Origin of the sequence: Streptomyces sp. Sge12 (assembly GCF_002080455.1) — a bacterium.
Lineage (GTDB): Bacteria > Actinomycetota > Actinomycetes > Streptomycetales > Streptomycetaceae > Streptomyces.
Window position 1 is genome coordinate 2,244,778 of the sequence record NZ_CP020555.1, and the last position, 24,472, is coordinate 2,269,249.

Annotated in this window: 21 protein-coding genes and 1 pseudogene; 10 read left to right on the forward strand and 12 right to left on the reverse strand. The window is 73.3% G+C overall.

What is annotated here, in order from left to right; all coding sequences use genetic code 11:
- Positions 1-184 precede the first annotated feature (184 nt).
- The 4 genes from B6R96_RS09650 to miaA form a co-directional block, all read right to left on the reverse strand.
- Positions 185-2,335, reverse strand: coding sequence for a RelA/SpoT family protein (locus B6R96_RS09650; RefSeq protein WP_081522261.1), 2,151 nt, complete (start codon positions 2,333-2,335; stop codon positions 185-187).
- A 140-nt stretch (positions 2,336-2,475) separates the two neighbouring features.
- Positions 2,476-3,351, reverse strand: coding sequence for a diaminopimelate epimerase (dapF, locus tag B6R96_RS09655; protein WP_081522262.1), 876 nt, complete (start codon positions 3,349-3,351; stop codon positions 2,476-2,478).
- A 53-nt stretch (positions 3,352-3,404) separates the two neighbouring features.
- Positions 3,405-3,917, reverse strand: coding sequence for a hypothetical protein (locus B6R96_RS09660; protein WP_199816029.1), 513 nt, complete (start codon positions 3,915-3,917; stop codon positions 3,405-3,407).
- A gap of 132 nt (positions 3,918-4,049) precedes the next feature.
- Positions 4,050-4,988, reverse strand: a complete 939-nt coding sequence (gene miaA, locus B6R96_RS09665) for a tRNA (adenosine(37)-N6)-dimethylallyltransferase MiaA (RefSeq protein ID WP_030389405.1) — start codon at positions 4,986-4,988, stop codon at positions 4,050-4,052.
- Between the two features lie 227 nt (positions 4,989-5,215).
- On the opposite strand from miaA, the gene B6R96_RS36750 reads away from it, so the two are divergent.
- Together B6R96_RS36750 and B6R96_RS09670 are read left to right on the forward strand one after the other, a co-directional pair.
- A complete protein-coding gene (locus tag B6R96_RS36750; RefSeq protein ID WP_335755525.1) occupies positions 5,216-5,383 on the forward strand; it encodes a gliding motility protein in 168 nt (55 codons plus the stop codon).
- Positions 5,384-5,405: 22 nt separating this feature from the next.
- Positions 5,406-5,651: an antitoxin gene (locus tag B6R96_RS09670; RefSeq protein ID WP_081522263.1), complete on the forward strand. Its 246-nt coding sequence runs from the start codon at positions 5,406-5,408 to the stop codon at positions 5,649-5,651.
- A gap of 88 nt (positions 5,652-5,739) precedes the next feature.
- Here B6R96_RS09670 and B6R96_RS09675 read toward each other — a convergent pair whose 3' ends face one another.
- Positions 5,740-6,462, reverse strand: a complete 723-nt coding sequence (locus tag B6R96_RS09675; protein ID WP_081522264.1) for a class III extradiol dioxygenase subunit B-like domain-containing protein — start codon at positions 6,460-6,462, stop codon at positions 5,740-5,742.
- 81 nt (positions 6,463-6,543) lie between these two features.
- The gene (gene miaB / locus B6R96_RS09680; RefSeq protein WP_081522265.1) at positions 6,544-8,064 is read right to left on the reverse strand and encodes a tRNA (N6-isopentenyl adenosine(37)-C2)-methylthiotransferase MiaB; all 1,521 of its coding nucleotides are present in this window, start codon (positions 8,062-8,064) and stop codon (positions 6,544-6,546) included.
- 23 nt (positions 8,065-8,087) lie between these two features.
- Here miaB and B6R96_RS09685 point away from each other — a divergent pair.
- Positions 8,088-8,924, forward strand: a pseudogene (locus B6R96_RS09685) (LysR substrate-binding domain-containing protein); the annotation flags it as partial.
- A 334-nt stretch (positions 8,925-9,258) separates the two neighbouring features.
- Positions 9,259-10,254, forward strand: coding sequence for a TAXI family TRAP transporter solute-binding subunit (locus tag B6R96_RS09690; RefSeq protein ID WP_081525049.1), 996 nt, complete (start codon positions 9,259-9,261; stop codon positions 10,252-10,254).
- A 67-nt stretch (positions 10,255-10,321) separates the two neighbouring features.
- Here the strand turns inward: B6R96_RS09690 and B6R96_RS09695 are convergent, their stop codons facing one another.
- Genes B6R96_RS09695 through B6R96_RS09710 form a run of 4 tightly spaced genes read right to left on the reverse strand, consistent with a single transcriptional unit; the run spans position 10,322 to position 14,742 of the window.
- Positions 10,322-11,359, reverse strand: coding sequence for an ROK family protein (locus tag B6R96_RS09695; RefSeq protein ID WP_237291648.1), 1,038 nt, complete (start codon positions 11,357-11,359; stop codon positions 10,322-10,324).
- Between the two features lie 27 nt (positions 11,360-11,386).
- A complete protein-coding gene (locus B6R96_RS09700; protein WP_081522266.1) occupies positions 11,387-12,508 on the reverse strand; it encodes a LacI family DNA-binding transcriptional regulator in 1,122 nt (373 codons plus the stop codon).
- 7 nt (positions 12,509-12,515) lie between these two features.
- Positions 12,516-13,256, reverse strand: a complete 741-nt coding sequence (locus B6R96_RS09705) for a COG1470 family protein (protein WP_159396309.1) — start codon at positions 13,254-13,256, stop codon at positions 12,516-12,518.
- The gene (locus B6R96_RS09710; RefSeq protein ID WP_081522268.1) at positions 13,237-14,742 is read right to left on the reverse strand and encodes a hypothetical protein; all 1,506 of its coding nucleotides are present in this window, start codon (positions 14,740-14,742) and stop codon (positions 13,237-13,239) included. Before B6R96_RS09710 ends, B6R96_RS09705 begins: the two co-directional genes overlap by 20 nt.
- Before the next feature lie 200 nt (positions 14,743-14,942).
- Between B6R96_RS09710 and B6R96_RS09715 the strand changes: the two genes are divergently transcribed.
- Positions 14,943-16,241, forward strand: a complete 1,299-nt coding sequence (locus tag B6R96_RS09715; protein WP_081522269.1) for a glycoside hydrolase 5 family protein — start codon at positions 14,943-14,945, stop codon at positions 16,239-16,241.
- Positions 16,242-16,313: 72 nt separating this feature from the next.
- Positions 16,314-18,485, forward strand: coding sequence for an endo-beta-N-acetylglucosaminidase (locus B6R96_RS09720; protein ID WP_081522270.1), 2,172 nt, complete (start codon positions 16,314-16,316; stop codon positions 18,483-18,485).
- 67 nt (positions 18,486-18,552) lie between these two features.
- Here the strand turns inward: B6R96_RS09720 and B6R96_RS09725 are convergent, their stop codons facing one another.
- Positions 18,553-19,965, reverse strand: coding sequence for a sensor histidine kinase (locus B6R96_RS09725; protein WP_081522271.1), 1,413 nt, complete (start codon positions 19,963-19,965; stop codon positions 18,553-18,555).
- 12 nt (positions 19,966-19,977) lie between these two features.
- Complete coding sequence (locus tag B6R96_RS09730; RefSeq protein ID WP_081522272.1) at positions 19,978-20,691, reverse strand: response regulator transcription factor; 714 nt, start codon at positions 20,689-20,691, stop codon at positions 19,978-19,980.
- A gap of 294 nt (positions 20,692-20,985) precedes the next feature.
- On the opposite strand from B6R96_RS09730, the gene B6R96_RS09735 reads away from it, so the two are divergent.
- From B6R96_RS09735 to B6R96_RS09750, 4 genes are all read left to right on the forward strand, one after another.
- Entirely contained in the window at positions 20,986-21,771 is a 786-nt protein-coding gene (locus B6R96_RS09735; protein ID WP_030389390.1) for an amino acid ABC transporter ATP-binding protein, read from the forward strand.
- A gap of 118 nt (positions 21,772-21,889) precedes the next feature.
- Complete coding sequence (locus tag B6R96_RS09740; protein ID WP_081522273.1) at positions 21,890-22,741, forward strand: glutamate ABC transporter substrate-binding protein; 852 nt, start codon at positions 21,890-21,892, stop codon at positions 22,739-22,741.
- 83 nt (positions 22,742-22,824) lie between these two features.
- Complete coding sequence (locus B6R96_RS09745; protein ID WP_030389388.1) at positions 22,825-23,499, forward strand: amino acid ABC transporter permease; 675 nt, start codon at positions 22,825-22,827, stop codon at positions 23,497-23,499.
- On the forward strand, positions 23,496-24,389 hold the full coding sequence (locus tag B6R96_RS09750; RefSeq protein WP_081522274.1) for an amino acid ABC transporter permease: 894 nt from the start codon (positions 23,496-23,498) through the stop codon (positions 24,387-24,389). The genes B6R96_RS09745 and B6R96_RS09750 overlap by 4 nt, the downstream gene beginning before the upstream one ends.
- Positions 24,390-24,472 lie beyond the last annotated feature (83 nt).

Genomic DNA, 24,472 nt, shown 5'->3' on the forward strand with positions numbered 1-24,472 from the left:
CGCGACGGGTCCACCCGAACGGGACCTTCCGGAGCCGTCCCGGCCTACGCCCGGCTGACGCCGCGGCCCCGCGCGACGGACGGCCGGAGCTACGCGCGACGGACGTCCTCGGGCTTCGCGCGTAGGACGGCCGGAGCCACCTGCGGCGGACGGCCGTGGCCGCGCCCGGCGGACGGGGCCGTGGCTACGCCCGGCGGACGTCGTACACGCCCGGTACGTCCCGCATCGCCCGCATCAGCGCGGGCAGCCCGGCCGCGTCGGGCAGCTGCAGGGTGTACGTGTGCCGGACCCGCTGCTCGACCGGGGGTTCCACGGTCGCGGAGACCACTTCGACCCCCTCGCGGGCGATGGCTTCGGTCAGGTCGGCCAGCAGGTGCGGGCGGCCGAACGATTCAGCGAGCAGGGTGACCCGGCAGTCGGCCGTCGCCCGCCAGTGCACGGCGACGGAGGTGCGCCCCACGGCGCGCATCTGCGCCACCGCCGCACAGTGGATGCGGTGCACGGTGACGGCCCCGCCGCGGACCAGGAACCCCGCGACGGCGTCGGGCGGCACCGGGGTGCAGCAGCCGGCCAGTCGCACGGTGGCGCCCGGCAGGTCGGCGACGGCGTTGGCCCCGCCCCCGCGGGCCCCGACCACCGAGAGCGGCGCCCGCGCGGCCGAGGTGGGGGCCAGGGCCCGGTCGGGATGGGATTCGAGCCAGCTGCTGATGGCGATCCGGGCGGCGGGGGTCCGCGCGTGGTCCAGCCACTCGGCGGCGGGGCCGGAGGAGGCGTCCTGCGCCAGCAGGAGCTGGACGGTGTCCCCGTCGGACAGCGGGGAGGACAGGGAGGTGAGGCGCCCGTTGACCCGGGCGCCGATACAGCCGTGGGCGGCCTCGCCGTGCTGCGCGTAGGCGGCGTCGATGCAGCTGGCCCCGGCGGGCAGGCTGATCGTGCCGGTGGCGCTGCCGTCGTCCCGGAACACGGTGATCTCCCGGTCCTGGGCGAGTTCCGCCCGGAGCACGGTCCAGAAGGTGTCGGGGTCGGGCGCGGACTGCTGCCAGTCGAGCAGCCGGGAGAGCCAGCCGGGCCGCGTGGGGTCCACGCGCTCCTCGTCCGGGTCGGTGGCGGCGTCGGCCGTCGCGGTCGCGGTCGCGGTCGCGGCAGTTTCGGCCGTCGCGGTCGCGGCGGTGTCGGGCGTCGCGGTGGCGTACGGATTGCCGAGGGCCACCACACCGGCCTCGGCGACGCGGTGCATCTGCCGGGTCCGCACGATGACCTCGGCCACGTAGCCCTCGGGCGTGGCGACGGCGGTGTGCAGCGACTGGTACAGGTTGAACTTCGGGGTGGCGATGAAGTCCTTGAACTCCGAGATGACCGGGGTGAAGCAGGTGTGCAGCTCGCCGAGGACGCCGTAGCAGTCGGCGTTCTCGCCGACGAGGACGAGGATCCGGCCGAAGTCGGAGCCGCGCAGCTCGCCGCGGGTGCGGGCGATGCGGTGCACGGAGACGAAGTGCCGCGGTCGTACCTGGACTTCGGCGGCGATCCCGGCGTCGCGCAGGACGGCCCGTACGGAGTCGGCGATGGCGGGGAGCGGGTCGCGTTCGCCGGCGTGGGCGGCGATGAGCGCGCGGGTGCTCTCGTACTCCTCCGGGTGCAGGATCGCGAAGACGAGGTCTTCCAGCTCGGTCTTGAGGGCCTGGACACCGAGGCGTTCGGCCAGAGGGATGAGGACGTCGCGGGTGACCTTGGCGATGCGGGCCTGTTTCTCGGGGCGCATCACGCCCAGCGTGCGCATGTTGTGCAGCCGGTCGGCGAGTTTGATGGACATGACGCGGACGTCGTTGCCGGTGGCGACGAGCATCTTGCGGAAGGTCTCGGGTTCGGCGGCGGCGCCGTAGTCGATCTTCTCCACCTTGGTGACGCCGTCGACGATGAAGCAGACCTCGTCGCCGAACTCCGTACGGACCTGATCGAGGGTCACGTCGGTGTCCTCGACGGTGTCGTGGAGCAGAGAGGCCGTCAAGGTGGTGGTTTCGGCGCCCAGTTCGGCAAGGATCAGGGTGACGGCGAGCGGATGTGTGATGTACGGCTCACCACTTTTTCGCATCTGACCGCGGTGCGAGGTCTCCGCGAGGAGATACGCGCGGCGCAGAATGGACAAATCGGCGTCCGGATGGTGGGCGCGATGCGCCTCGGCGACATGGCCGATCGCGTCCGGAAGCCGGTCCCGGGACGTCGGCCCGAGCAGGGCCGCACGCCCGAGTCGGCGCAGATCGAGCCTGGTCCGCCCACGTCTGCGGAGCTCAGGGCGCGCTTCGGGGTGTGCTTCGGGGTTCGTGGCCTCTGCACTCATGGGCACCTCCGGCGGCTTCGACCGGCGGTGGCGGGCATGGGGTGAGCCCTCAGGGCCGGTGCCTGATGTTACCGACCCCACCACGTGGCGCAGTCCACCTCTCGCTCAGCGTGAAACGGATCACCCATTAGAGGGAAGCTTCAGCCGAAAGCCGTTTCGGTGAGCCAGGCCCTGTCGAACTCCCCCGCAGCCACGATCACGGCCGGTCCGGTCATGTCGATCTGCCCGTCGGGGTGTTCGGTGATGATCAGCGTTCCGCCGGGGAGGTCGACGGTGTACGCGACCGGTTCGCCGGTGGCGGCCGGGTCGGCGCCGTCGCGGCGGATGGCAGCCACGGCGACGGCGCAGGCGCCGGTGCCGCAGGAGCGGGTCTCGCCGGAGCCGCGCTCGTGGACGCGCATGGCGACGTGCCGGGGGCCGCGGTCGACGACGAACTCGACGTTGACGCCGGTCGGGTAGGCGGACGCCGGGCTGAACGCGGGGGCCGCGTACAGGTTGCCGGCGTGGTCGAGGCTCTCTACGAAGGCCACCGCGTGCGGGTTCCCCATGTTCACGTTCCGCGCGGGCCAGCTCCGGGCGTCGACGCTGACCGTGACCTCGCCGGCGGGCAGCTCGGCGCGGCCCATGGAGACGGTGACGTCGCCCGTCTTGTCGAGGTGCACCCGCTTGACGCCGCCCCGGGTGGCGACGGCGAGGTCGCCGGGCTCGACGTGTCCGGCGTGCTGGAGGTAGCGGGCGAAGACGCGGACGCCGTTGCCGCACATCTCGGCGATGGAGCCGTCGCTGTTGCGGTAGTCCATGAACCACTCCGCCTCGTCGGCCAGGTGCGCCGCCTCCGGGTGCGCGGCGGACCGGACGACGTGCAGCACGCCGTCGGCGCCGATTCCGGCCCGTCGGTCGCACAGCTTCGCGACGGCGGACGCGGGCAGCTCGATGGCGTTGTCCGGGTCCGGGACGATCACGAAGTCGTTCTCGGTGCCGTGGCCCTTGAGGAAGGGGAGGGTGGTCTGCGTCACCCGCCCATGGTACCCAGCCCCTGCTCAGAGGGGTGGAGCTGTCCGAGGGGCGGTCAGCGGAGCCGGGCGACCCGGTACACGGCCAGGCTTACGACGGCCAGTACCACCACGGCGTACAGCGCGGCCATGCGCCAGTCGGGGCGGCGGCCGCTCCCCCGGGCCGGGAGACCGGGCCACGTGTAGCCGACGCGGCGGGCGGCCATCATTCCCCAGCCTCCGGCGCAGCAGCTGATCAGGAAGCCGAGCATGGCGACCACGGCTCCGCCGTCACCGAACTCGAAGGCGAGCGGGAAGGCGAACATCAGCGAACCGGTGGCGGCGAGCATCGCGATCGGGGCGATCTGCCACAGGCGCAGGCGGCGCTGGGGACGCAGTTCGACCTCGAACTCGGGTCCCGCCGCGGCCTGGGCCTCGGCGGAGTCCGGTGCGTCCGGGCCGTCGGGGGTCAGGCGCGCCGGGTCGGCGGGCAGCCCGAGCCCTGCGGGCCCGTCCGTCCCGTCCAGAAGCATCGGGTCCGCTTCCTTCCGGGTGTCGTCCCGCCCGGTGTCACGAGGGCCGGCCTCCATCGCCACGCGCCCTCCCCACTCGGACTCAGTACGCCGCCGTTCATCGCAGGTGATCGCACCCGCTGAAGTTTGATGATGGCACGCCCCCGGCCCCCCTCATGGCGCGTGAGGCGTCCCGATGCCATCACGTGATCAGGCTGTGACCGCTCGTTCGACCAACGACTGCGCGAGTCCGGGGAGTTCCCCCCGGTCGGCGACGGCTCCGCTGAGCCAGTGCACGCGCGGGTCGCGCCGGAACCAGGAGTCCTGGCGGCGGGCGAACCTCTTGGTGGCCCGGACGGTCTCGGCCCGGGCCTCGTCCTCGGTGCACTCGCCCGCGAGGGCGGCGAGGACCTGCTGGTAGCCCAGCGCCCTGGAGGCGGTGATTCCGTCGCGCAGCCCCCGGGCCTCCAGCGCGCGGACCTCGTCCACCAGACCGGCCTCCCACATCCGGTCCACGCGCAGCGCGATCCGCTCGTCGAGTTCCGGCCGGGCCACGTCGACGCCGATCTGCACGGTGTCGTAGACGGACTCGTGGCCGGGCAGGTTGGCGGTGAAGGGGCGGCCGGTGATCTCGATGACCTCCAGCGCGCGGACGATGCGGCGGCCGTTGCTGGGCAGGATGGCCCGGGCGGCGGCCGGATCGGCGGCGGCGAGCCGGGCGTGCAGGGCGCCGGGGCCGCGCAGCGTGGCTTCCTCCTCCAGCCGGGCGCGGACCTCCGGGTCGGTGCCGGGGAACTCCATGACGTCCAGGGCGCCGCGGACGTACAGGCCGGATCCGCCGACGAGTACGGGGGTGCGGCCCTCGGCGAGCAGCCTGTCGATCTCCAGGCGGGCCAGTCGCTGGTAGTCGGCGACGTTGGCGGTGTCGGTGACGTCCCAGATGTCGAGGAGGTGGTGCGGGACGCCGCCGCGCTCCTCGGTCGTCAGTTTGGCGGTGCCGATGTCCATCCCCCGGTACAGCTGCATGGAGTCGGCGTTGACGACTTCGCCGTCGAAATGGCGGGCCAGGGCTACGCCCAGGTCGGACTTTCCTGCCGCGGTGGGACCGACGACGGCGATGACCCGCGGGGCGGGGGCTGCTTTCCTCACGGCACCAGTCTCGCAGCCCCTGGTCAAGGCACGGGCATGTACCCGATCGAGCTACGTGACGGGGTGCGGTCGGCGTCGTTGCCCTGGCGAGGTTCCGGCCGGGCATACGCCCCGCGTACGCCCGGCGCAGGCCGGTCCGGCCACCGCGGAACTTCACTCACACGAGTAACGTTACGGGAGTAGACATGGGCGTTTTTGATCGGTTTTTTCGTCGTAAGGACGAGGTTGTGACCACGGAGGTCGCGCCGGAGGATCCGACGGCGAAGTCCGGCGCGGCCGACGAGGCCGCGCCTGTTGCCGAGGAGGCTCCGGCGGCGGAAGCCGTCGAGATCCCGAAGCAGCAGTCGGCCGAGGTGGCCGCGGACAGCGAGACCGGCGAGGGCGCCCGCACGTAGTGACGCCAACGGAAGGTGACCCATGGGCCTGCTGGACAATCTGAAGGCCAAGCTCGGTCCGGCCAAGGACAAGGTCGGCGACCTCGCCCAGCAGCACGAGGGCCGGATCGGCGAGAGTCTCGACAAGGTGGCCAAGGCCGTGGACTCCAAGACCAAGGGCAAGTACAGCGGCCAGATCACGAGCGGGACGGGCAAGGCGAAGGACGCCCTGGGGAAGATCGCGCACAAGGACGCTCCCGGCGGGACGACGCCGCCGGCCACTTCCTGACGCGCTGCGCCGAAGGGGCGCGGGACCGGCACCGGCCGGTCCCGCGCCCCTTCGCCGTTCCGGCCCGACAGGATCCGGAAGAGGCGGGCTAGGACCAGGCGGCGACGAAGTACCCCACGCCGTACGGCGCGTCCTCGTACAGCAGGCGCCCGGTCAGCCCCGCACCCTCCGCGGCGCCGGCCAGCACCTGCCAGGGCGCCCGTCCGGCGGCCTGGAGTTCGGCCGCCAGCCCGGGGTCGAGGGCGGCGAGCGCGGCCACGTCGGCGGCGCCCAGCGCGCGGGCGGCGGCCTCGTCGAAGCCGGCGGCGCGCTCGTCGAGGTACCCGGGGGCCTTGAGGGTGCGGCAGGCGCTGCCGTCGCCGAGGACCAGCATGGCCACCCGTTCGGCGGAACCGCCCAGATCCGCACCGAGCAGGCCGCAGCCGCTCGGGGCGAGGTCCGCGGCGACGGCGACTCCGGCGACCGGGGCGGCCGCCCAGCTGGCCTGCCCGAGCAGCCAGCCCGCCACCGCGAGGGATGCCGGGAGGGTGCCCCCGGTGGCATGGCCGCTCGGCGGTTCGCCCAGGTCGGGGCCGAGGGTGACGGTCAGGTCCACGCCGTACCCGGCGAAGCTGCCGGGGGTGCCCTGGTCGTACGCGCCGCCCTCGGCGGAGGCCCCGACCACGACCAGCAGGTCGGGCCGGGACGCGGCGAGCACCGCCAGCGCGTCGGAGCAGGCGGTGCGGGCGGCGCCGAGTTCGGCGGCGGCCCCCGCCGCGACCTCCGGCACGAGCAGCGGCGGGGCGGGACAGACGGCAGCGGCTACGAGCATGATCCGCAGCCTATCGCCCGGCGCAGCCCGGGCCGTGGGGGTGCGGTACCGCTCGCGCGGTTTCGGCGCAGGGCCCGGGGCTCAGGCCTGCGGTACCGCGCAGCCCGAGGTGGCGACGGGGAGGGGCGCCGGGACGCCCAGCGTCGGGATGCCGAGCATGACGCCGGCCGGCTGGGCCGGGGCCGCGTTGCGCTTCTCCCAGGCGTCGCCGGCGCGGGTGCGGCGCACCGTCAGCGTCGGGCCCTCGGCCAGCAGGTGGTGCGGGGCCGCGTAGGTGATGTCCACGGTGACCACGTCGCCCGGGCGGACCTCCGCCTCCGGCTTCGTGAAGTGGACCAGGCGGTTGTCGGGCGCGCGGCCGGAGAGGCGGTGCGTGGCGCCGTCCTTGCGGCCCTCGCCCTCCGCGACCATGACCTCCAGCGTGCGGCCGACCTGCTTCTTGTTCTCCTCCCAGGAGATCTCCTCCTGGAGGGCGACCAGGCGCATGTAGCGGTCCTGCACGACCTCCTTGGGGATCTGCCCGTCCATGTCGGCGGCGGGGGTGCCGGGCCGCTTGGAGTACTGGAAGGTGAAGGCGTTCGCGAAGCGGGCCTCGCGCACCGCGTGCATCGTCTGCTGGAAGTCCTCCTCCGTCTCACCGGGGAAGCCCACGATGATGTCGGTGGAGATCGCGGCGTGCGGGATCGCGGCGCGCACCTTCTCGATGATGCCGAGGAAGCGCTCCTGCCGGTACGAGCGGCGCATCGCCTTGAGGATCGGGTCCGATCCGGACTGCATCGGCATGTGCAGCTGCGGCATCACGTTCGGGGTCTCGGCCATCGCCGCGATCACGTCGTCGGTGAAGTCGCGCGGGTGCGGGGAGGTGAAGCGGACCCGCTCCAGGCCCTCGATCCGGCCGCAGGCGCGCAGCAGCTTGCTGAAGGCCTCGCGGTCGCCCAGGTCCGAGCCGTACGCGTTCACGTTCTGGCCGAGCAGGGTGATCTCCGAGACGCCCTCGGCGACCAGGGCCTCCACCTCGGCGAGGATGTCGCCGGGCCGGCGGTCCTCCTCCTTGCCGCGCAGGGCCGGGACGATGCAGAAGGTGCAGGTGTTGTTGCAGCCGACGGAGATCGAGACCCAGGCGGCGTACGCGGACTCGCGGCGGGTCGGGAGCGTGGAGGGGAAGGCCTCCAGCGACTCGGCGATCTCGACCTGCGCCTCTTCCTGGATGCGGGCGCGCTCCAGCAGCACGGGGAGCTTGCCGATGTTGTGCGTACCGAAGACGACGTCGACCCAGGGGGCCCTCTTGACGATCGTGTCGCGGTCCTTCTGTGCGAGGCAGCCGCCGACCGCGATCTGCATGCCGGGGCGCTTGGTCTTCATCGGGGCCAGCCGGCCGAGGTTGCCGTACAGCTTGTTGTCGGCGTTCTCGCGGACCGCGCAGGTGTTGAAGACCACGACGTCGGCGTCGCCGTCGGCGCCCTCGGGCGCCCGGACGTAGCCGGCGTCCTCCAGCAGACCGGAGAGCCGCTCCGAGTCGTGCACGTTCATCTGGCACCCGTAGGTGCGCACCTCGTAGCTTCGCTTCACGTCCACTGCCTGGCTCCGGTCGCTGCTGGTCATGCAATAAGGGTAGGCGGTACCCGATGGGCCTCCGGTCCCCCGTTCGGCCGACCCGGCGGAAGGCGGCGGCCGAAGAGGACGAGCAGCAGGTCCTGGGCTTTCCCGTGCACCAGGGTTCCCTCGCCGTGGGACCAGTCCAGGGCGGGCGGTGCGGTCGGTCATCCGGTGCAGGCTCCCGCGGGCCCGCAGCAGCTCGGCGGCGAAGCCGGGGAGGGAGGTGCGTAACCCGAGGGACATGTGGGCGGCGACCTCGCGGACGCGAGCTGGGGCAGCGGCTCCTGGACCGCTCCGGACGGCGGGTCACGCCGATCGAGGCGGGCCGGGCGGTGCTCGCGTACGCGCGGGCCGCGCTGGCGGCGGTGGAGGGCGTACGGCGGACGGCGGACGGCGGACGGCGGACGGCGGGGGAGTTCTCCGGCCTGCTGCGCGGGCGGGTGGCCCTCGGGCTGGTCCCGGGGGCGGCCGGGGCGGTGGTCGACGGGTTCGACGTGGTGGAGGCGCTCGGGGAATTCCACGACGCACACCCGGGGGGGGGAGAGATCGCGCTGTCCGAGGACACCTCGGAGCGGATGCTGGCCGCGCTGCTGCGCGGGGAGCTGGACCTGGCGGTGGTGGGCCTCGGCGGGGAGCCGCCGCCGGGCGTCCGCGTGCAGGTGGTCCTCGACGAACCCCTGGTCGCGGCGGTACGGGCGGACGATCCCCTGATGGCGGTCGCCGTGGCCGGGGCGGTCCCGCTCTCCGCCCTGCGCGACCGGCCCCTGATCAGCCTGCCGCGCGGGACCGGGCTGCGCGGGGTGCTGGAGCGGGCGTGCGCGCAGGCCGGATTCGCCCCGCGGGTGGACTTCGAGGCGGCGGCGCCCGCCGCCCTCGTACGGCTGGCCGCGCGAGGGCTGGGGGTGGCGGTGGTGCCCTCCGGGGCGGAGTCGGCGGCAGCCCCGCGGACGGCCGCCGGCACCGAGCGCACCGAACGCCACGACGGCGACGGCAGCGACGGGAGCGGGGACCGGAGCGGCAGCAACCGACTGTGCGCGCTGCGGATCACCGAGCCCGAGCTGAACGGGCGGATCGCCCTGGCCCGGCGCGCCGACGGGCCGCCCGGCCCCGCCGCCCACGAGCTGCTGCGACGGCTCCGCTCCGGGCCCCCGGAGGGGCCGCGCCGTGACAGGACGGCGGCCGGGTGGCAGGATCGCGGCCATGCCTCTCGTACCGCCCCGGATCAGCAGGCGCCACGCCCTGCGGGTCCTGGTGGCCGTACTCGCCGTCCTCGGGGTCCTGACCTGGTGGCTGAAACCCTTCGGGCAGCCGGAGCTGCAGGGCGAGCTGACCTTCAGCACGGGCGCGCGGACCGGGGTCTACCACCGGTACGGGCAGCTGCTGGAGCAGGCGCTCGGGCGGGACATGCCCGGGGTGGACGTCCGGCTGGAGACCAGCGAGGGCTCGCAGGAGAACCTGAAGCGGCTGGCCACCGGTGAGGCCGATTTCACGGTGGCGACGGCGGACGCGGTGGCCAAGTACCGCCTCGACGGGAAGCCCGGCGCCGACCGGCTGCAAGGGGTCGCACGGCTCTACGACGACTACGTGCAGCTGGTGGTCCCGGCCGGGTCCCCGGTGCAGTCGGCCCGTGACCTGCGCGGCAAGCGGGTCGCCATAGGCCAGCCGGGCTCCGGGGTGCGGCTGGTCTCGGAGCGGCTGCTCAGGGCCGCCGAGATCGACCCGGTGCTGGACGTCACGCCGGTGTCCATCGGCATCGACACGATGCCGGGCGAGCTGGAGGCCGGCCGGATCGACGCGTTCTTCTGGTCCGGGGGCCTGCCGACGAACGCCGTGCGCGAGCTGTCGGAGCGCTTCGACATCCGGCTCGTGCAACTGGGCGACCTGGTGGAACAGCTCCAGGAGAGCGGCAGCCCGGCGCGCTACTACCGGACGGCGGTGATGCCGCAGGACGCGTACACCCGGGCGCGCAACACCAGCTCGGTGGCGACCCTGGCCGTGCCGAACCTGCTGGTGACCACGGCGGGGGCCGACCCCCAGCTCACCGAGCAGCTGACGCGGACGGTGATCCTCAGCCGCGACCTGGTCGGGCGCGAGGTGCACGCGGCGCAGCTCGTGGACCTGCGGACGGCGATCTACACCGCCCCCCTGGAACTGCACGAGGGCGCCCGCCGCTACTACCGGTCCGTCAAGCCCTGAGTCCGCTGCGGGCCCGGTGGGCCCGCCCGGCGAACCCTCCGGTTCGCCCTTCGGTTCGCCCTCCGGTTCACGAGGACGACGACGGCAGCAGCATCGTCGCTGCCGCGGCCGCGCCGATCAGCCCCGCATGGGTGCCCAGCACGGCCGGGACCACCTGGATGTCCTTGACGAAGGAGAGCGTGGCGTAGGCCGCGAGGTGGTGGCGGATCGGGGCGAAGAGGGTGTCCCCGGCGGCGGCCACTCCACCGCCGATGACCGCGATGTCGGTCTCCACGAGGGTCGCGGTGGCCGCGATGGCGGCGGCCAGGGCCCGGCCCGCCCGGTCGAACGCGGCCAGGGCGATCGGGTCGCCCGCGGTGGCGGCCGCGGCCACTCCCGCCGCCGTGGCATCGCCTCCGCCTGCGCCTGCGGACCCGGCCGACCCGGTGTCCGACCCCGTGTCCGACGGGGTCCAGCCCTGGTCGAGCGCCCAGCGGGCGATCGCCGTGCCGGAGGCGATCGACTCGACGCAGCCGCGGCTGCCGCAGACGCACGGTTCGCCGTCGAAAGCCACGCTGATGTGACCGATGTGCCCCGCGTTGCCCGTGGGGCCGGGGTGGAGCTGGTTGTTCAGGATCAGGCCGCCGCCGACACCGGTGGAGACCACCATGCACAGCGCGTTCGCGTGGCCGCGGGCCGCGCCCAGCCAGTGCTCGGCGGCGGTCATCGCCACCCCGTCACCGGCCAGCACCGTCGGCAGATCGGCGCCGTGCGCCGCGAGCTCCGCCACGACCCGCTCCTGGACCGGGAACTCCCGCCACGCGCCGATGTTGACCGGGCTGACCGTGCCCCGGGAGGCGTCCACCGGCCCGGCGCTGCCGATCCCGCAGCGGACCGCCGCGGACCACAGCGGCGACTCGGACAGCTCGGCGACGACCTCGGCGACCGCCGCCATCACGCCGTCCGCGTCCACGCCGCGCGGGGTGGGGCGGCGGGTGGTGGCCGTCATCGTGCCGTCGGGGTGCACCAGCGCCCCGGCGATCTTCGTACCGCCGATGTCGATCGCCACCGTCGGGCCCGAGGACGCTGCGGCGGCTCGCGGTGCGGGGAACGGGGCGGTGGGAATGATCACGGTGGCGGCTCCAGGAAGGGTTCAGGATTCAGTATGCGCCGGGGGCGGCGCCGTGCTCTCGCGAGGCTCCAGCCGCGGCTGCTCGCTGATCCGGATCCCGGGCGGACTGCCCGCGAGGACGGCCAGGAGTTCCTCGGCGGCGAGCCGGCCGAAGCCGGCGGTGTCCCGGACGAGCGCGGTGAGCCGCGGGTGGGTGACCCGGCAGAGCGCGGAGTCGTCCCAGGCCACGATCGACAGCCGGCCCGGGACGGGGATGCCGAGCTCGGCGGCGACCGCGCTCCCGGCGACGGCCATCACGTCGTTGTCGTAGACGAGCGCGGTGGGCGGCAGCGGCTCGGCGAGGACCCGGCGCGTGGCGGCCGCGCCCTCGGCGTCGGAGTAGTCGGTGACCACCGAACGCACCTGGTCCGGACCGAGCCCGCGCCGGGCCGCCTCGGTCCGCAGGGACTCCATGCGGCGGACCGTGTGGGCGAGGCCGGGGAGTCCGGCGATGTGCGTGATGCGGCGGTGGCCCAGCTCGTGGAGGTGGTCGAGCACCTGGGCCATGGCACGGGCGTCGTCCGCCCGGACCGAGGAGAGGGTCCCGGCGGGAGCGCGCCCGACCCCGACGCCCGCCCCGGCTCCTGACCCGGCCACCGGCCCGGACCCGGACCCCGACCCGCTGTCGTCCGTCGGCGCCGCCTCGCCGATCGTGACGGCGGGCAGGGCCAGTTGTTCCAGGAGCGCCGGTCGGGGGTCGCTCGTACGCGGGTCGACCACGAGGACGCCGTCGACCCGCCGTTCGGCCCACCAGCGGCGGTAGACCGCGCATTCGGCGTCGATGTCCTCGACGACCTGGAACAGCAGGGCGGTCCGGGCGGTGGAGAGCACCTCCTGGATGCCGGAGACGAGCTGGAGGAAGAACGATTCGACGCCGAGCGTGTGCGCGGGCCGGGCGAGGACCAGGCCGACGGCACCGGACCGTTCGCCGGACAGGGCCCGGGCGGCGCTGTTGGGCTGCCAGCCGAGTTCCTCGGCGACGCGGCGGATCCGGGCCCGGGTGTCCTGCGAGACGCCCGGCCGGTCGTTGAGCGCGAAGGACACGGCGCTCTCCGACACTCCGGCCTGCCGGGCGATGTCCTTGATCGTGGGTCTGCGGGCCATGGCCTGTCTATTCGTCCTTCGAGTACGTCACGCGGGGCGGAATGCGGAGGGCAATGGCCGGACCGTACGCGATCCTGCCCTGACAGACCGCCTTGACGAGCATCCAGTACTCACCGGGAGGGGTGTCGAGCGGCGGCCGCAGCGCGAACTCCACCTCGGCCACCCCGTCCGCCGGGACGTGCAGGGGCCGCGCCGCGGGGCCGATCAACCCCCAAGTGCCGTACGGGGAGACGGCGTGCGCCCGCCCCGTCAGCGCGGTCCGTACGCCGGTGGCGCCGATCAGGGCCCGTACGCGTCCCCGCTCCCCCGGCGCCACGGTCACGGCCGGCTCGGGCGCCCGCACCCACAGCCCGGCCGGGACGGGTCCGCCGGACACGGTCACGGTCAGCACGTCCGCGAACTCCCCCGCGGGGGTGGCGGCGAGGATCCCGACCAGGTGTTCGCCGGGGCCGGGGCGCGCCCCGGGGGCGGGCACCACGCTCAGCGGGATCCGCTCGTGCCCGCCCGGTGCCAGCTCCACGACGCGCCGGGTCCAGGAGGCCTGCCAGCCGTCGGGGGCACGGACCGTCAGCACGACGGGGCCGCCCGCGCCACCGTGGGAGGCGAGGGTGACCGTCGCGGCGGACGGCTCCCCGTCGCATGTCACCGTGTACGGAGCGTCCCCCAGTGGGGCGGTCCCCGTGTTGTGCAGCCAGTAGCGGCTGAACACCGGCTGCTGCGGCTCCCGTTCACCCTCCCGCAGCGGCATGCCCGAGGCGGTGGGCAGCAGCAGTGTGGTGGTGGCCGCGCCCCGGATGCCCGTCGCGGAGGGGCCGCACGGCCGGTCCAGCAAGTCCGCCCCGACGACCGGACCGGCCGCCCGGCCAGGACCGGCGCCGGAGCCAGGAGCAGAACCGGTGCCGGGGCCGCAGCCGGAGCCGGAAGCAGTGCCCGGACCGCGCACCTCGGGCTCCGCCGGGCGGCCGTGCGTCTCGCGCAGCCGGACCGCGAGGTCGCCCTCCGCGCCCCGTTTCACGGCCTCGACCAGAACCCGGTCGGCCGGCTGCACACCGAGCAGGGACCGGGTCGCCGGCCGCGGACCGCCCGTCGGGGCGCTGACGACGGCGGTGAGGGGCTGGTTGAACTCCCGCCCCCGGCGCGGCAGGTCCAGCGCGCGCCAATCCCCCTCTCCCGCGACCAGCGCGTGCTCGAAGACCTGCGTCCAGTGCTGGAGCTGGAAGGAGCTGCCGTCCGGGGCGGTGCGCCGCGGCGGGGTGAGGCCAGTAGTGCGCGGGCAGGTAGTGCAGCAGCAGTCCGTCTCCGCCCGGCGCGATCCACTCGTACTCGGCGGGCAGCTGCATCGCGGCGGGTGCCCGCAGGGGGTCGCCCCAACGGTCCGCCATCGGGCCCCAGTGGTGGTGGGGGCCGCGCGCGAGGACGGCGGAGTCGAGTCCGCAGCCCGCCATCAGGGCGGGGAAGGACGGGTCGTGGCCGAAGGCGTCGAGCTGCCAGGCGGTGCGCGGGTCGGCGCCCAGGGTGCCGCGGTGCAGGGCGAGGCCGTGGAAGGCGCCGCGGAGTGTGGTCCCGGCCGAGACGAGGTTGGTGGACGGCTCGTTGTAGGCGCCGCCGACGATCTCGACGCGGCCTTCGGCGATCAGCGCGCGCAGTTCGGCCCGGTCGGCGGGGTGGGTGTCCCAGTACGGCTTGAGGTAGTCGACCGCGGAGAGCACGAAGCGGTACGCCGGGTCCTCGCGCGCCTGCTGGAGGTGGAGCGGGATCAGGGTGAAGGCGGGGACGCCCTCGTACTCCCAGCCGCGCTCCGCCTCGCCGGGCCGCAGCGGGGTGTCCCACAGGGCGGTGTAGGCGGCCTGGGTGTTCCACCACATCGGGTCGTAGTGGAAGTGCGGGACGAGCCGGACGGTCCAGCCGGGCTCGGCGACGGTCAGCGCGAACGGCAGCTCTGCGAGGGGCCGCCCGTCGGGGGTGGCGACGCGGGCGGTGGCCGACAGCAACTCGCCCGGCGCGGCGGCTCCGGTGCGGACGGCGACCTCGACGGTGGAATCCGGTGCGCGCCGCTGCGCGCGCAGGACGCGCGGGTGCGGCGTGGTGAGGCCCGCGCCGTGCACGGTGACGTACAGCGGGCCGACGGGCCGGTCCCTGCGGATCCGTACGCGGACCACCTGCGCGGGCGCTCCGGGCGGTCCGGTGAACAGGGCCGGAGTGGTGACCGCAGTGACCGAAATACCGCTGTCCATTTCCACACACTTCCATGTTGCAGGCAACAACTAAAGCGCATTAGTCATCACAGGTTCGGCCGAACACAACCCTTGTGTCAACTGGGCTGAAGCGCATAAGTGAATAGCCTGGGAGGCCTTGTTGACTTTCCTCATCGACACCGGCAGGTTGTGGCGCATCCGCTGAATTCCCGCAGAACTCCAGAACCCCGGGACGCCCTGTGCACGATGACGCGCTCCGCTTCGGTGCCAACTACACGCCGGCCCGCGGCTGGTTCCACCACTGGCTGGACTTCGACCTCGACGAGGTCCGGGCCGACCTCGACTCGATCGCCTCGCTCGGGCTGGACCACGTCCGCGTCTTCCCGCTGTGGCCGGTCTTCCAGCCGAACCGGACGCTGATCCGGCCGCGGGCCGTCGAGCAGCTCGTCGCGCTCGCCGACGCGGCCGCCGAGCGCGGGCTCGACGTCAACGTGGACGGTCTGCAGGGGCACTTGTCGAGCTTCGACTTCCTGCCCGCCTGGACCCGGACCTGGCACCGGCGCAGCATCTTCACCGACCCGGACGTGGTCGCCGGACAGGAGGAGTACCTGCGCACGCTGGCCGCGGCCCTCGCGGACCGGCCGAACTTCCTGGGCATGACCGTCGGCAACGAGATCAACCAGTTCTCCGACGCCCCGCACCCCGACCCCGACCGGATCACCCCGGACCAGGCGGCCCGCTGGCTGGAACGGATGCTCGCCGCCTGCGAGCGGGGCGCGCCCGGGCGGCTGCACCTGCACGCCGAGTACGACGCCGCCTGGTACCAGGACGGGCACCCCTTCACCCCCGCCCAGGCGGCCCGGCTGGGCGCGGCCACCGCCGTGCACTCCTGGGTGTTCAACGGCACCGCGCAGCGCCACGGCGGGAGCGGGGCGGCCACCGAGCACCATGCCGCGTACCTGATCGAGCTCTCCAAGGCCTGGTCCCTCGATCCGCACCGCCCGGTGTGGCTCCAGGAGGTGGGCGCGCCGGCGCCGCTGATCCCTCCCGAGCGCGCGGCGCGGTTCACCGAGGCCACGGTCGCGAACGCGCTGGACTGCCCGGACGTGTGGGGCGTGACCTGGTGGTGCTCGCACGACGTGTCGCGCGGGCTCGCGGACTTCCCGGAGCTGGAGTACGGCCTCGGCCTGCTCACCAATGACCGCCGGACCAAGCCGGCCGGCGCCGCCATCGCCCGGATCGCCGGGGAGTGGCGGGGCCGCGCGCACCGCCCGGCCCCGCGGACGACCGCGCTCGCCGTGGACGCCGGTGCGGGCCGCGGCGGGACCGGCCGGGGCCCGGACGGTGCGGCGGGGGCTGCGCAGGCGGCGCCGGGGCGGTCGGTGTGCGCCCCGGGCGGCGCGTTCTTCGAAGCCTGGGCCACGCTCGCGGCCCGGGGGGTGCGGCCCGCGGTCGTGCTGGCGGAGCACGCCGCGGACCGGGCCCATCTGGCCGCGCGCGGAATCACCGAGGTACTGCGCGTGCACGACGTGACCTGACCGATCCCGATCCCATCCCGATCCCGATCCCGATCCCGAGCTCGATCCCGATCGCCTCGTGAGGAGCCCCGCATGCCCGACACCGACACCGACACCGACACCGCCCCCGATCCCGGCGTCGGTCCGCGTACGCCGCCGCGCGCCGCGATCCGGCCGACCCGGCGCAGAGTGCTGGCCACCGGGGCGGGGGCCGCCGCGCTCCTGGGCCTGGCGGGCCGCGCCCGGGCCGCCGCCGCGCCGTTACCGGCCGCGGCCCCGGCGGCCCCGGCCGACCTGGCCCCGGCCGACCTGGCCCCGTACGCCTCGTACTGGTTCCCGGACTCCCTCCCGGCGGGGACCCCCGGCCCCGGGATCGTGTGGCGCTCGCTCAGCCGCTGGACGCCCGAGAGCGACCCCGATCTGGCGCACAACACCGCGACCGTGCCGCTGGCGGAGCGCTTCACCCCGGTCCCGGCGAACCGGGACGCCCGCGCCGGCCGGGCCCGGATCTCCTCCCTCGTCTCCTTCGGGCCCACGGCCGGGAACCCCGCCCAGGGCTCCCCGACCGCCGACCACTACGCGCTCACGCACTGGGCGTACATCGACGAGCTCGTCTTCTGGGGTGGCTCCGCCGGCGAGGGGATCGTGCTCGCCCCGAACGCGCCCGTGGTCGATGCCGCCCACCGCAACGGGGTCCGGGTGCTGGGCAACGTGTTCCTGCCTCCCGTCGCCTACGGCGGCGACCTCCGGTGGACCCGGGACCTGGTGCGGCGGGACGCCCTCGGCCGCTTCCCGCTCGCGGACCAGCTCGTGCGGGTGGCGCGGACGTACGGCTTCGACGGCTGGTTCGTGAACGCCGAGACCGACGGCGGGGACAGCGCGCTCGCCACCCGGATGCGGGAGTTCCTGCGCGCGCTGCGGGCGGCCGGCGAGCCCCACGGGCTGCGCATCACCTGGTACGACGCGATGAACAGCACCGGCCGGGTGGGCTGGCAGGGCGCTCTCAACGCCCTCAACCAGGAGTTCTTCGAGGACCGGGCCGGGAAGGTCGCGGACACGATGTTCGTGGACTTCCGCTGGACCCCCGGCAGCCTGGCCGCATCGGGCGCGCTCGCCGACCGCCTCGGCCGCTCCCGCCACGAGCTGTGGGCCGCCGTGGACACCGAGTCGCGCGGCTGGGACTCCCCCGTCGACTGGGACGCGATCGTCCCCCGAGATCGCGACCATGTGGTCAGCTACGGCTTCTACCGGCCCGAGTGGACGCGCAACCACCTCGCCGACCGCTCCCCCGGGGCCTTCCACCGCGCCGACGACCGGTTCTGGACGGGCGAGTCCCTGGACCCGGCCCGCCCCGCGCCCGGGGCCGGCTGGCGGGCCCCGGCGACGGCCGTCGCCGACCGGTCCACCGTCACCGGGCTCCCCTTCGCCTGCTCCTTCAACACCGGGCACGGGCTGCGCTGGTACGAGAACGGCACGGTCGCCTCCGACACGCCCTGGAACCACCTCGGGCTCCAGGACCGGCTGCCGGGCCGCCGCTGGGTCGTGGACACCGCCGGGGTGCGCCCGTCGGTCACCCTCGACTTCGCGGACGCCTGGCGCGGCGGCTCCAGCCTGCTGGTCGAGGGCGCCCTGACCGCGCCCGTGGTCGTCGGGCTGCACTCCACCCGGCTGCCGCTGACCCGCGGGTCGGTCCTGGAGCTGGTGCACGCCCCCGGGCCGGAGCCGGTCGCGGTGGAGATCGGGGTGGCCGTCCGCGAGCCCTCCGCCCCCGGCGAGCCGGTCCCGTACACGTGGCTGCCGGCCGGGAGCCGGGACAGCGGGCAGGGCTGGCGCACGGCGCGGGCCGCGCTGGCGCCGCTGGCGGGCCGGACCGCGTACGGCCTGGCGGTACGGATCACCGCGCCCGGGACGAAGCCGGTGGTGTGGCGGATCGGCGCCCTGTCGGTGCACGACGGGCCCCGCAGCCGGCGGCCGGCCCCGCCCACGGCTGCGGTCGTGGACGCCTCGGCCCGGCAGGACGGCCGGGCCTGGCTGCGCCTGTCCTGGCGGGCGGCGGCCGGTCCGGGCGCGCGGCCGCGCCACTACGAGGTGTGGCGGATCCTGCCCGACGGCGGGCGCCGCTTCCTCGGGGGCACCTGCGGCACCGCCCTGTACCTGCCCGCGGTCCCGCGCGCCGGGCGGGAGCGGGCCGCGGCCTTCGAGGTCCGGGCCGTCGACGAGCTGTACGCGGCGTCGGCCCCGGCGCGGGTCTCGCTCACCTGGTAGCGGCAGCGGTGGCGGCGGGGTCGGGGCAGGAGCAGCGGCGGAGGCCCGGGGGGCGATGCCCTGAGGGCTACGCGCCCTGCGGGTCGGTGCGCGGGACGGCCACCGTCACCCGCAGCCCGTGCGGCGGGTTCGTCTCGTAGGACAGGGTCCCGCCGCCCGCGGCGAGCAGGGCGCGCGAGATCGACAGGCCGAGCCCGGAGCCCTTGATGTTCTGGTGGTGGCCGCTGCGCCAGAACCGGTCGCCGACCCGGAGCAGCTCCTCCTCGGTGAGGCCGGGGCCGCGGTCGGCGACGACCACGCGGACGGAGCGCCCGGCGGTGGAGACCGAGACCTCGACCTCCTCACCCGTGGGGGTGAACTTGAGGGCGTTGTCGATGACGGCGTCGAGCGCGCTGGACAGGGCGATGGGGTCGGCCCAGCCGGTGACGGCGGTCCGACCCGCCTCGGTGAGCCGTACGCCCTTCTCCTCGGCGTACGGGCGCCATGCGGCGACCCGCTCGGCCGTCAGCGCCCCGATGTCGGTCAGGCTGATCTCGGCGGAGGCGTGCTCGGCCAGCGCCAGGTCCAGCAGGTCGTCCAGGACCTGGGTCAGGCGCTTGCCCTCGGTACGGACGGAGGCGATCTCCTCGTTGCCCTCGGGCAGTTCCAGGGCGAGCAGCTCGATCCGCAGGAGCAGGGCCGCGAGCGGGTTGCGCAGCTGGTGCGAGGCGTCGGCGACGAACGCCCGCTGCTGCTCCAGGACCTCTTCGACGTTGTCGGCCATCTCGTTGAACGAGTGGGCCAGGCGTTGGAGTTCCGGGGGCCCGCCGGCGGCCGCGACGCGCGAGTTCATCCGTCCCGTGGCGATGCCGTGGGCGGCGGCGTCCAGGGTCTGGACGGGCTTGAGCACCCAGCTGGTGAGCCGGAGGGCGGCGCCGAAGGCGACGAGCATGGCGGCCGCGAGCCCGCCGGCGATCAGCAGCCAGCCCTCCAGGATCCGGGCGCGCATCTCGTCGGTCGGGGATTCGGTGGCGACGACCGCGACGACGTCGCCGTCGAGGACCACCGGGGAGACGACGAGCAGCCTGCCGTCGGTCTGCCACGGCCACACCTGGGGCGGATCGTGGCTGCGCCGGCCGGCCAGCGCATCCTGGAAGGCGCGGCGCCCCTCGCCGGATTCCGGGAGCCGCCACCAGCCCGGGGAGCGGACCATGGCGTTGTCGTCGCGGTAGAAGATGCCGGCCCGGATTCCGTACAGGGTCTGGTAGCGGGCGAGTTCGAGCCGGAGGGTCTCGCGGCGCTCGTCGACGCCGGTGGCTCCGGAGCCCTCGGCGTCGATGAAGAACTGCGCGAGGGCGGCGAAGCGGGCGCTGTCGTCGATCCGGTCGACGACCACCCGCTGCTGCTGCCCGGCGGCCAGGCTCACCGCGAGCGGGAAGCCGAGGGCGAGCAGCGTGCCCGCCATCAGGATGACGAGCAGCGGGAGCAAACGGGCACGCACGGCAGAGGACCCCTAGGGAGCGCCCGGAGCGACGAGCCGGTAGCCCACCCCTCGGACGGTCTCGATGAGGGCGGGCATGCGCAGCTTGGAGCGCAGCGAGGCGACGTGGACCTCCAGCGTGCGGCCGGTCCCCTCCCAGCTCGTGCGCCAGACCTCGCTGATGATCTGCTCGCGGCGGAAGACGACGCCGGGCCGCTGCGCGAGCAGGGCCAGCAGGTCGAATTCCTTGCGGGTGAGCGGTACGTCGGCGCCGTCCACACTGACCCGGCGGGTGGGCAGCTCGATGCTGACGGGGCCGAGCCGGACCGTGGCGGGCGTACCGGTCCCGGGGGCGGCTGCCTCCTCGGCGGCGCCGGTGCGCCGGGCGACGGCGTGGATACGGGCGAGGAGCTCGCCGGTGTCGTAGGGCTTGACCACGTAGTCGTCGGCGCCCATGTTCAGGCCGTGGATGCGGGAGCGTACGTCGGCCCGCGCAGTCACCATGATCACGGGGGTGGCGGTGCGCTTGCGGATCTTGCCGCACACCTCGTAGCCGTCCTGGTCGGGCAGGCCGAGGTCGAGCAGGATCACGCCGTAGGGCTGGGCGGTCGGCGTACCGGCGGGCAGCAGCGCCTGCAGGGCCTCCTCGCCGTTGCGGGCGTGGGTGACCTGGAAGCCGTGGCGGGCGAGGATCGCGGACAGGGCCGCCGCGACGTGGTCGTCGTCCTCGACGAGCAGCAGTCTCATGGGTCCCCCTCTCCTCTTTCTCTCGCTTCTGGCGCGGGCTGCACCCGGAATGGTCACACGCGGGGCCACCATGCATCCACGCCCATGGGGAGTCCCACGTCAAGGGGGTCCCTCCGCGGCGCGCCTTCCGTTATGCACCCGGTACGCGTACATGATCGACCAGATCGGTGTCGCGCACGGAGCGTATCCGGAAGAGGCCGGATCGTTATCCTCAATTCTCCCTCAGATGTGATGACGTTGTGCGCGTCACGTCACTACTGTCCTCCCAACCGAGGAGGACGGAGCAAGAAGCCGATGAGCGGAGTATCAGTGACCAAGGACGTGCAGGACGCGGCCGGTGCCGCAGACGACCTGGTCGTGCTGAGCAACGTCAACAAGCACTTCGGCGCGCTGCACGTGCTTCAGGACATCGATCTGAGCATTGCCCGCGGTGAGGTGGTCGTGGTGATCGGTCCTTCGGGATCGGGCAAGTCCACGCTGTGCCGGACGATCAACCGCCTGGAGACCATCGACTCGGGCACCATCACGCTCGACGGCAAGGAACTGCCCTCGGAGGGCAAGGAACTCGCCCGGCTGCGCGCCGACGTCGGCATGGTCTTCCAGTCGTTCAACCTCTTCGCGCACAAGACGGTGCTGCAGAACGTCATGCTGGGCCAGCAGAAGGTCCGCAAGACCGACCAGGCCGCGGCTCACGAGAAGGCGGTGGCCCTGCTGGAGCGGGTCGGCGTCGGCTCGCAGGCCGACAAGTACCCGGCCCAGCTCTCCGGTGGCCAGCAGCAGCGCGTGGCGATCGCCCGTGCGCTGGCCATGGAGCCGAAGGTGATGCTCTTCGACGAGCCGACCTCGGCCCTGGACCCGGAGATGATCAACGAGGTGCTGGAGGTCATGCAGCAGCTCGCCCGCGAGGGGATGACGATGGTGGTCGTCACGCACGAGATGGGCTTCGCGCGCTCCGCCGCCAACCGTGTCGTCTTCATGGCCGACGGAAAGATCGTCGAAGAAGCGACTCCCGAGCAGTTCTTCAGCAACCCGCGCAGTGATCGGGCGAAGGACTTCCTGTCGAAGATCCTGCACCACTGAGGTTTCCGTCTGGTAGTCATCCGTATGCGGATCACCACCGGATCGGTTCCTGTCGGCCGTGCGTGCGCCGTAAGCGTCGCTCGTCGTTCAACAACGTCTCATCCGAGGGAAGTTCACCATGAAGATCTCCAAGGCCGCTGCGGCCGCGGCCGTCGCCGTCGCCCTTTCCCTGACCGCGACCGCCTGTGGCGGCAGCAAGCAGGACGCCGCCAGTGACGGCGGTGCCTCCGGCGGCGCCAAGGACAAGATCGTCGTCGGCATCAAGTACGACCAGCCCGGTCTCGGTCTGAAGACCCCGGACGGCAAGTACACCGGCTTCGACGTCGACGTCGCGACCTACGTCGCCAAGGAGCTCGGCTACGAGCCGAACCAGATCGAGTTCAAGCAGGCCGTCAGCGCCGAGCGCGAGAACCTGATCGCGAACGGCGACGTCAAGTTCGTCGTCGCGACCTACTCGATCAACGACAAGCGCAAGGAGAAGGTCGACTTCGCCGGCCCGTACTTCCTCGCGCACCAGGACCTGCTGGTCCGCGCCGACGACACGAGCATCACCAAGGCCGAGGACCTGAACAAGAAGAAGCTCTGCTCGGTCACCGGCTCCACCTCGGCGCAGAACGTCAAGACCAAGCTGGCCCCCGAGGCCGACCTGCTGGAGCAGGGTGGCTACTCCGAGTGCCTCACCGGCCTGGAGAACAAGGCCGTCGACGCCCTGACCACGGACAACTCGATCCTGGCGGGCTACGCGGCCCAGGACAAGAACAAGGGCAAGTTCAAGCTGGTCGGGCTCAGCCTGAGCAACGAGAACTACGGCATCGGTCTGAAGAAGGGCGACAAGGAGCTCCAGACCAAGATCAACGCCGCGCTCAAGAAGATGGTCGAGGACGGCAGCTGGCAGAAGGCCGTGGACAAGAACCTCGGTCCGGCCAACTTCAAGAGCGAGCCTGCCCCGCAGATCACCGAAGGCAGCTGATTCATCGGTGAGGAGCGTCGCCGCCCGCCTGCCGCGGGCGGCGGCGCACCTCACCGGCCATCCTGGGGAGAGCGCAGGGCATCGTGTTCGATTTTCTTGATTCCGGGCAGTACGACGTGCTCGGAGCCTTCTGGGTGACGGTTCAGCTCACCCTCTACTCGGCGGTCGGGTCCCTGATCTGGGGCACCGTCCTGGCGGGGATGCGGGTCAGCCCCGTCCCGCTGCTGCGGGGCTTCGGCACCGCGTACGTCAACCTGGTGCGCAACACCCCGCTGACCTTGCTGATCATCGGCTGCTCGCTGGGGCTCAGCCAGACCCTCGGCATCAATCTGGGCGGCGAGACCTTCAAGGAGACCGGTTTCCGGCTCGCGGTCCTCGGACTGATCGCCTACACCGGCACCTTCGTCTGCGAGGCCCTGCGCTCCGGTATCAATACCGTGCCCGTGGGTCAGGCCGAGGCGGCCCGCGCACTGGGTCTGAGCTTCTTCCAGGTGCTCACCCTGATCGTGCTCCCCCAGGCCTTCCGGGCGGTCGTCGCACCGCTCGCCAACGTACTGATCGCGCTCACCAAGAACACCACGGTGGCGGCGACCATCGGCGTGGCCGAGGCGGCCCTGCTGATGAAGGAAATGATGGAGAACGAGGCGCAGGCCCTCTTCGCCGTCTTCGCGATCTTCGCCCTCGGCTTCGTCCTGCTGACCCTGCCGACCGGCCTGCTCCTGGGCTGGGTGGCCAAGCGAGTGGCGGTGAAGCGATGAGCTCCGTGCTGTACGACACCCCGGGCCCCCGGGCCAAGGTGCGCAACTGGATCTACAGCGGGATCTTCGTCGTCCTGTTCGCTCTCGTCATGTGGTGGGCGCTGTCCCTCATGGCGGAAAAGGGCCAGCTCGCCGCCGACAAGTGGACTCCCTTCGTCACCGACGGCCAGGTCTGGACCACCTACCTGATCCCCGGTCTCCTGGAGACCCTCAAGGCCGGCGCGCTCTCCATGGTGATCGCCCTCCCGCTGGGAGCGGTGCTGGGCATCGGCCGGCTGTCCGACCACGCCTGGGTGCGGGGGCCGGTCGGCACGTGGGTGGAGTTCTTCCGTGCCATCCCGGTGCTGATGCTGATGCTGTTCAGCTCCGCGCTGTACGCGCCGCAGTTCATGGACGTCCCGTCCGACACCCGGCCGTTCTGGGCCGTCGTCACGGGCCTGGTGCTCTACAACTCGGCCGTCATCGCCGAGATCGTCCGGGCCGGTGTGCTCTCCCTGCCCCGCGGCCAGACCGACGCGGCCAAGGCGATCGGCATGCGCAAGGGCCAGACCATGACCTACGTGCTGATCCCGCAGGCCGTCACCGCGATGCTGCCGGCGCTCGTCAGCCAGCTCGTGGTGATCCTCAAGGACACCGCGCTCGGCGGCGCCCTGCTCGGCTTCGCTGAGCTGCTCTCCATGAACCGGCAGATCTCGGCCAACTACAGCAACACCATCGCGACGCTGTTCGTGATCGCCCTGATCTACATCGTGGTGAACTTCGCCCTCACCAGCCTCGCCTCCCAGCTGGAAGGCCGGCTGCGGAAGTCGAAGAAGGGCACCGGCGCCGTGCTCGGCGCGGAAGAGATCGACGACCCGGTCCCCGGCGCCAACACGGCGGCCGGAGCATGACGCCGGAGCCCCCTTCGGGCGGCTCCCGGGGCTGACATCCGGTCAGTCATCCTGCGCAACAAGTGTGGTGCGGCGGAACTCAT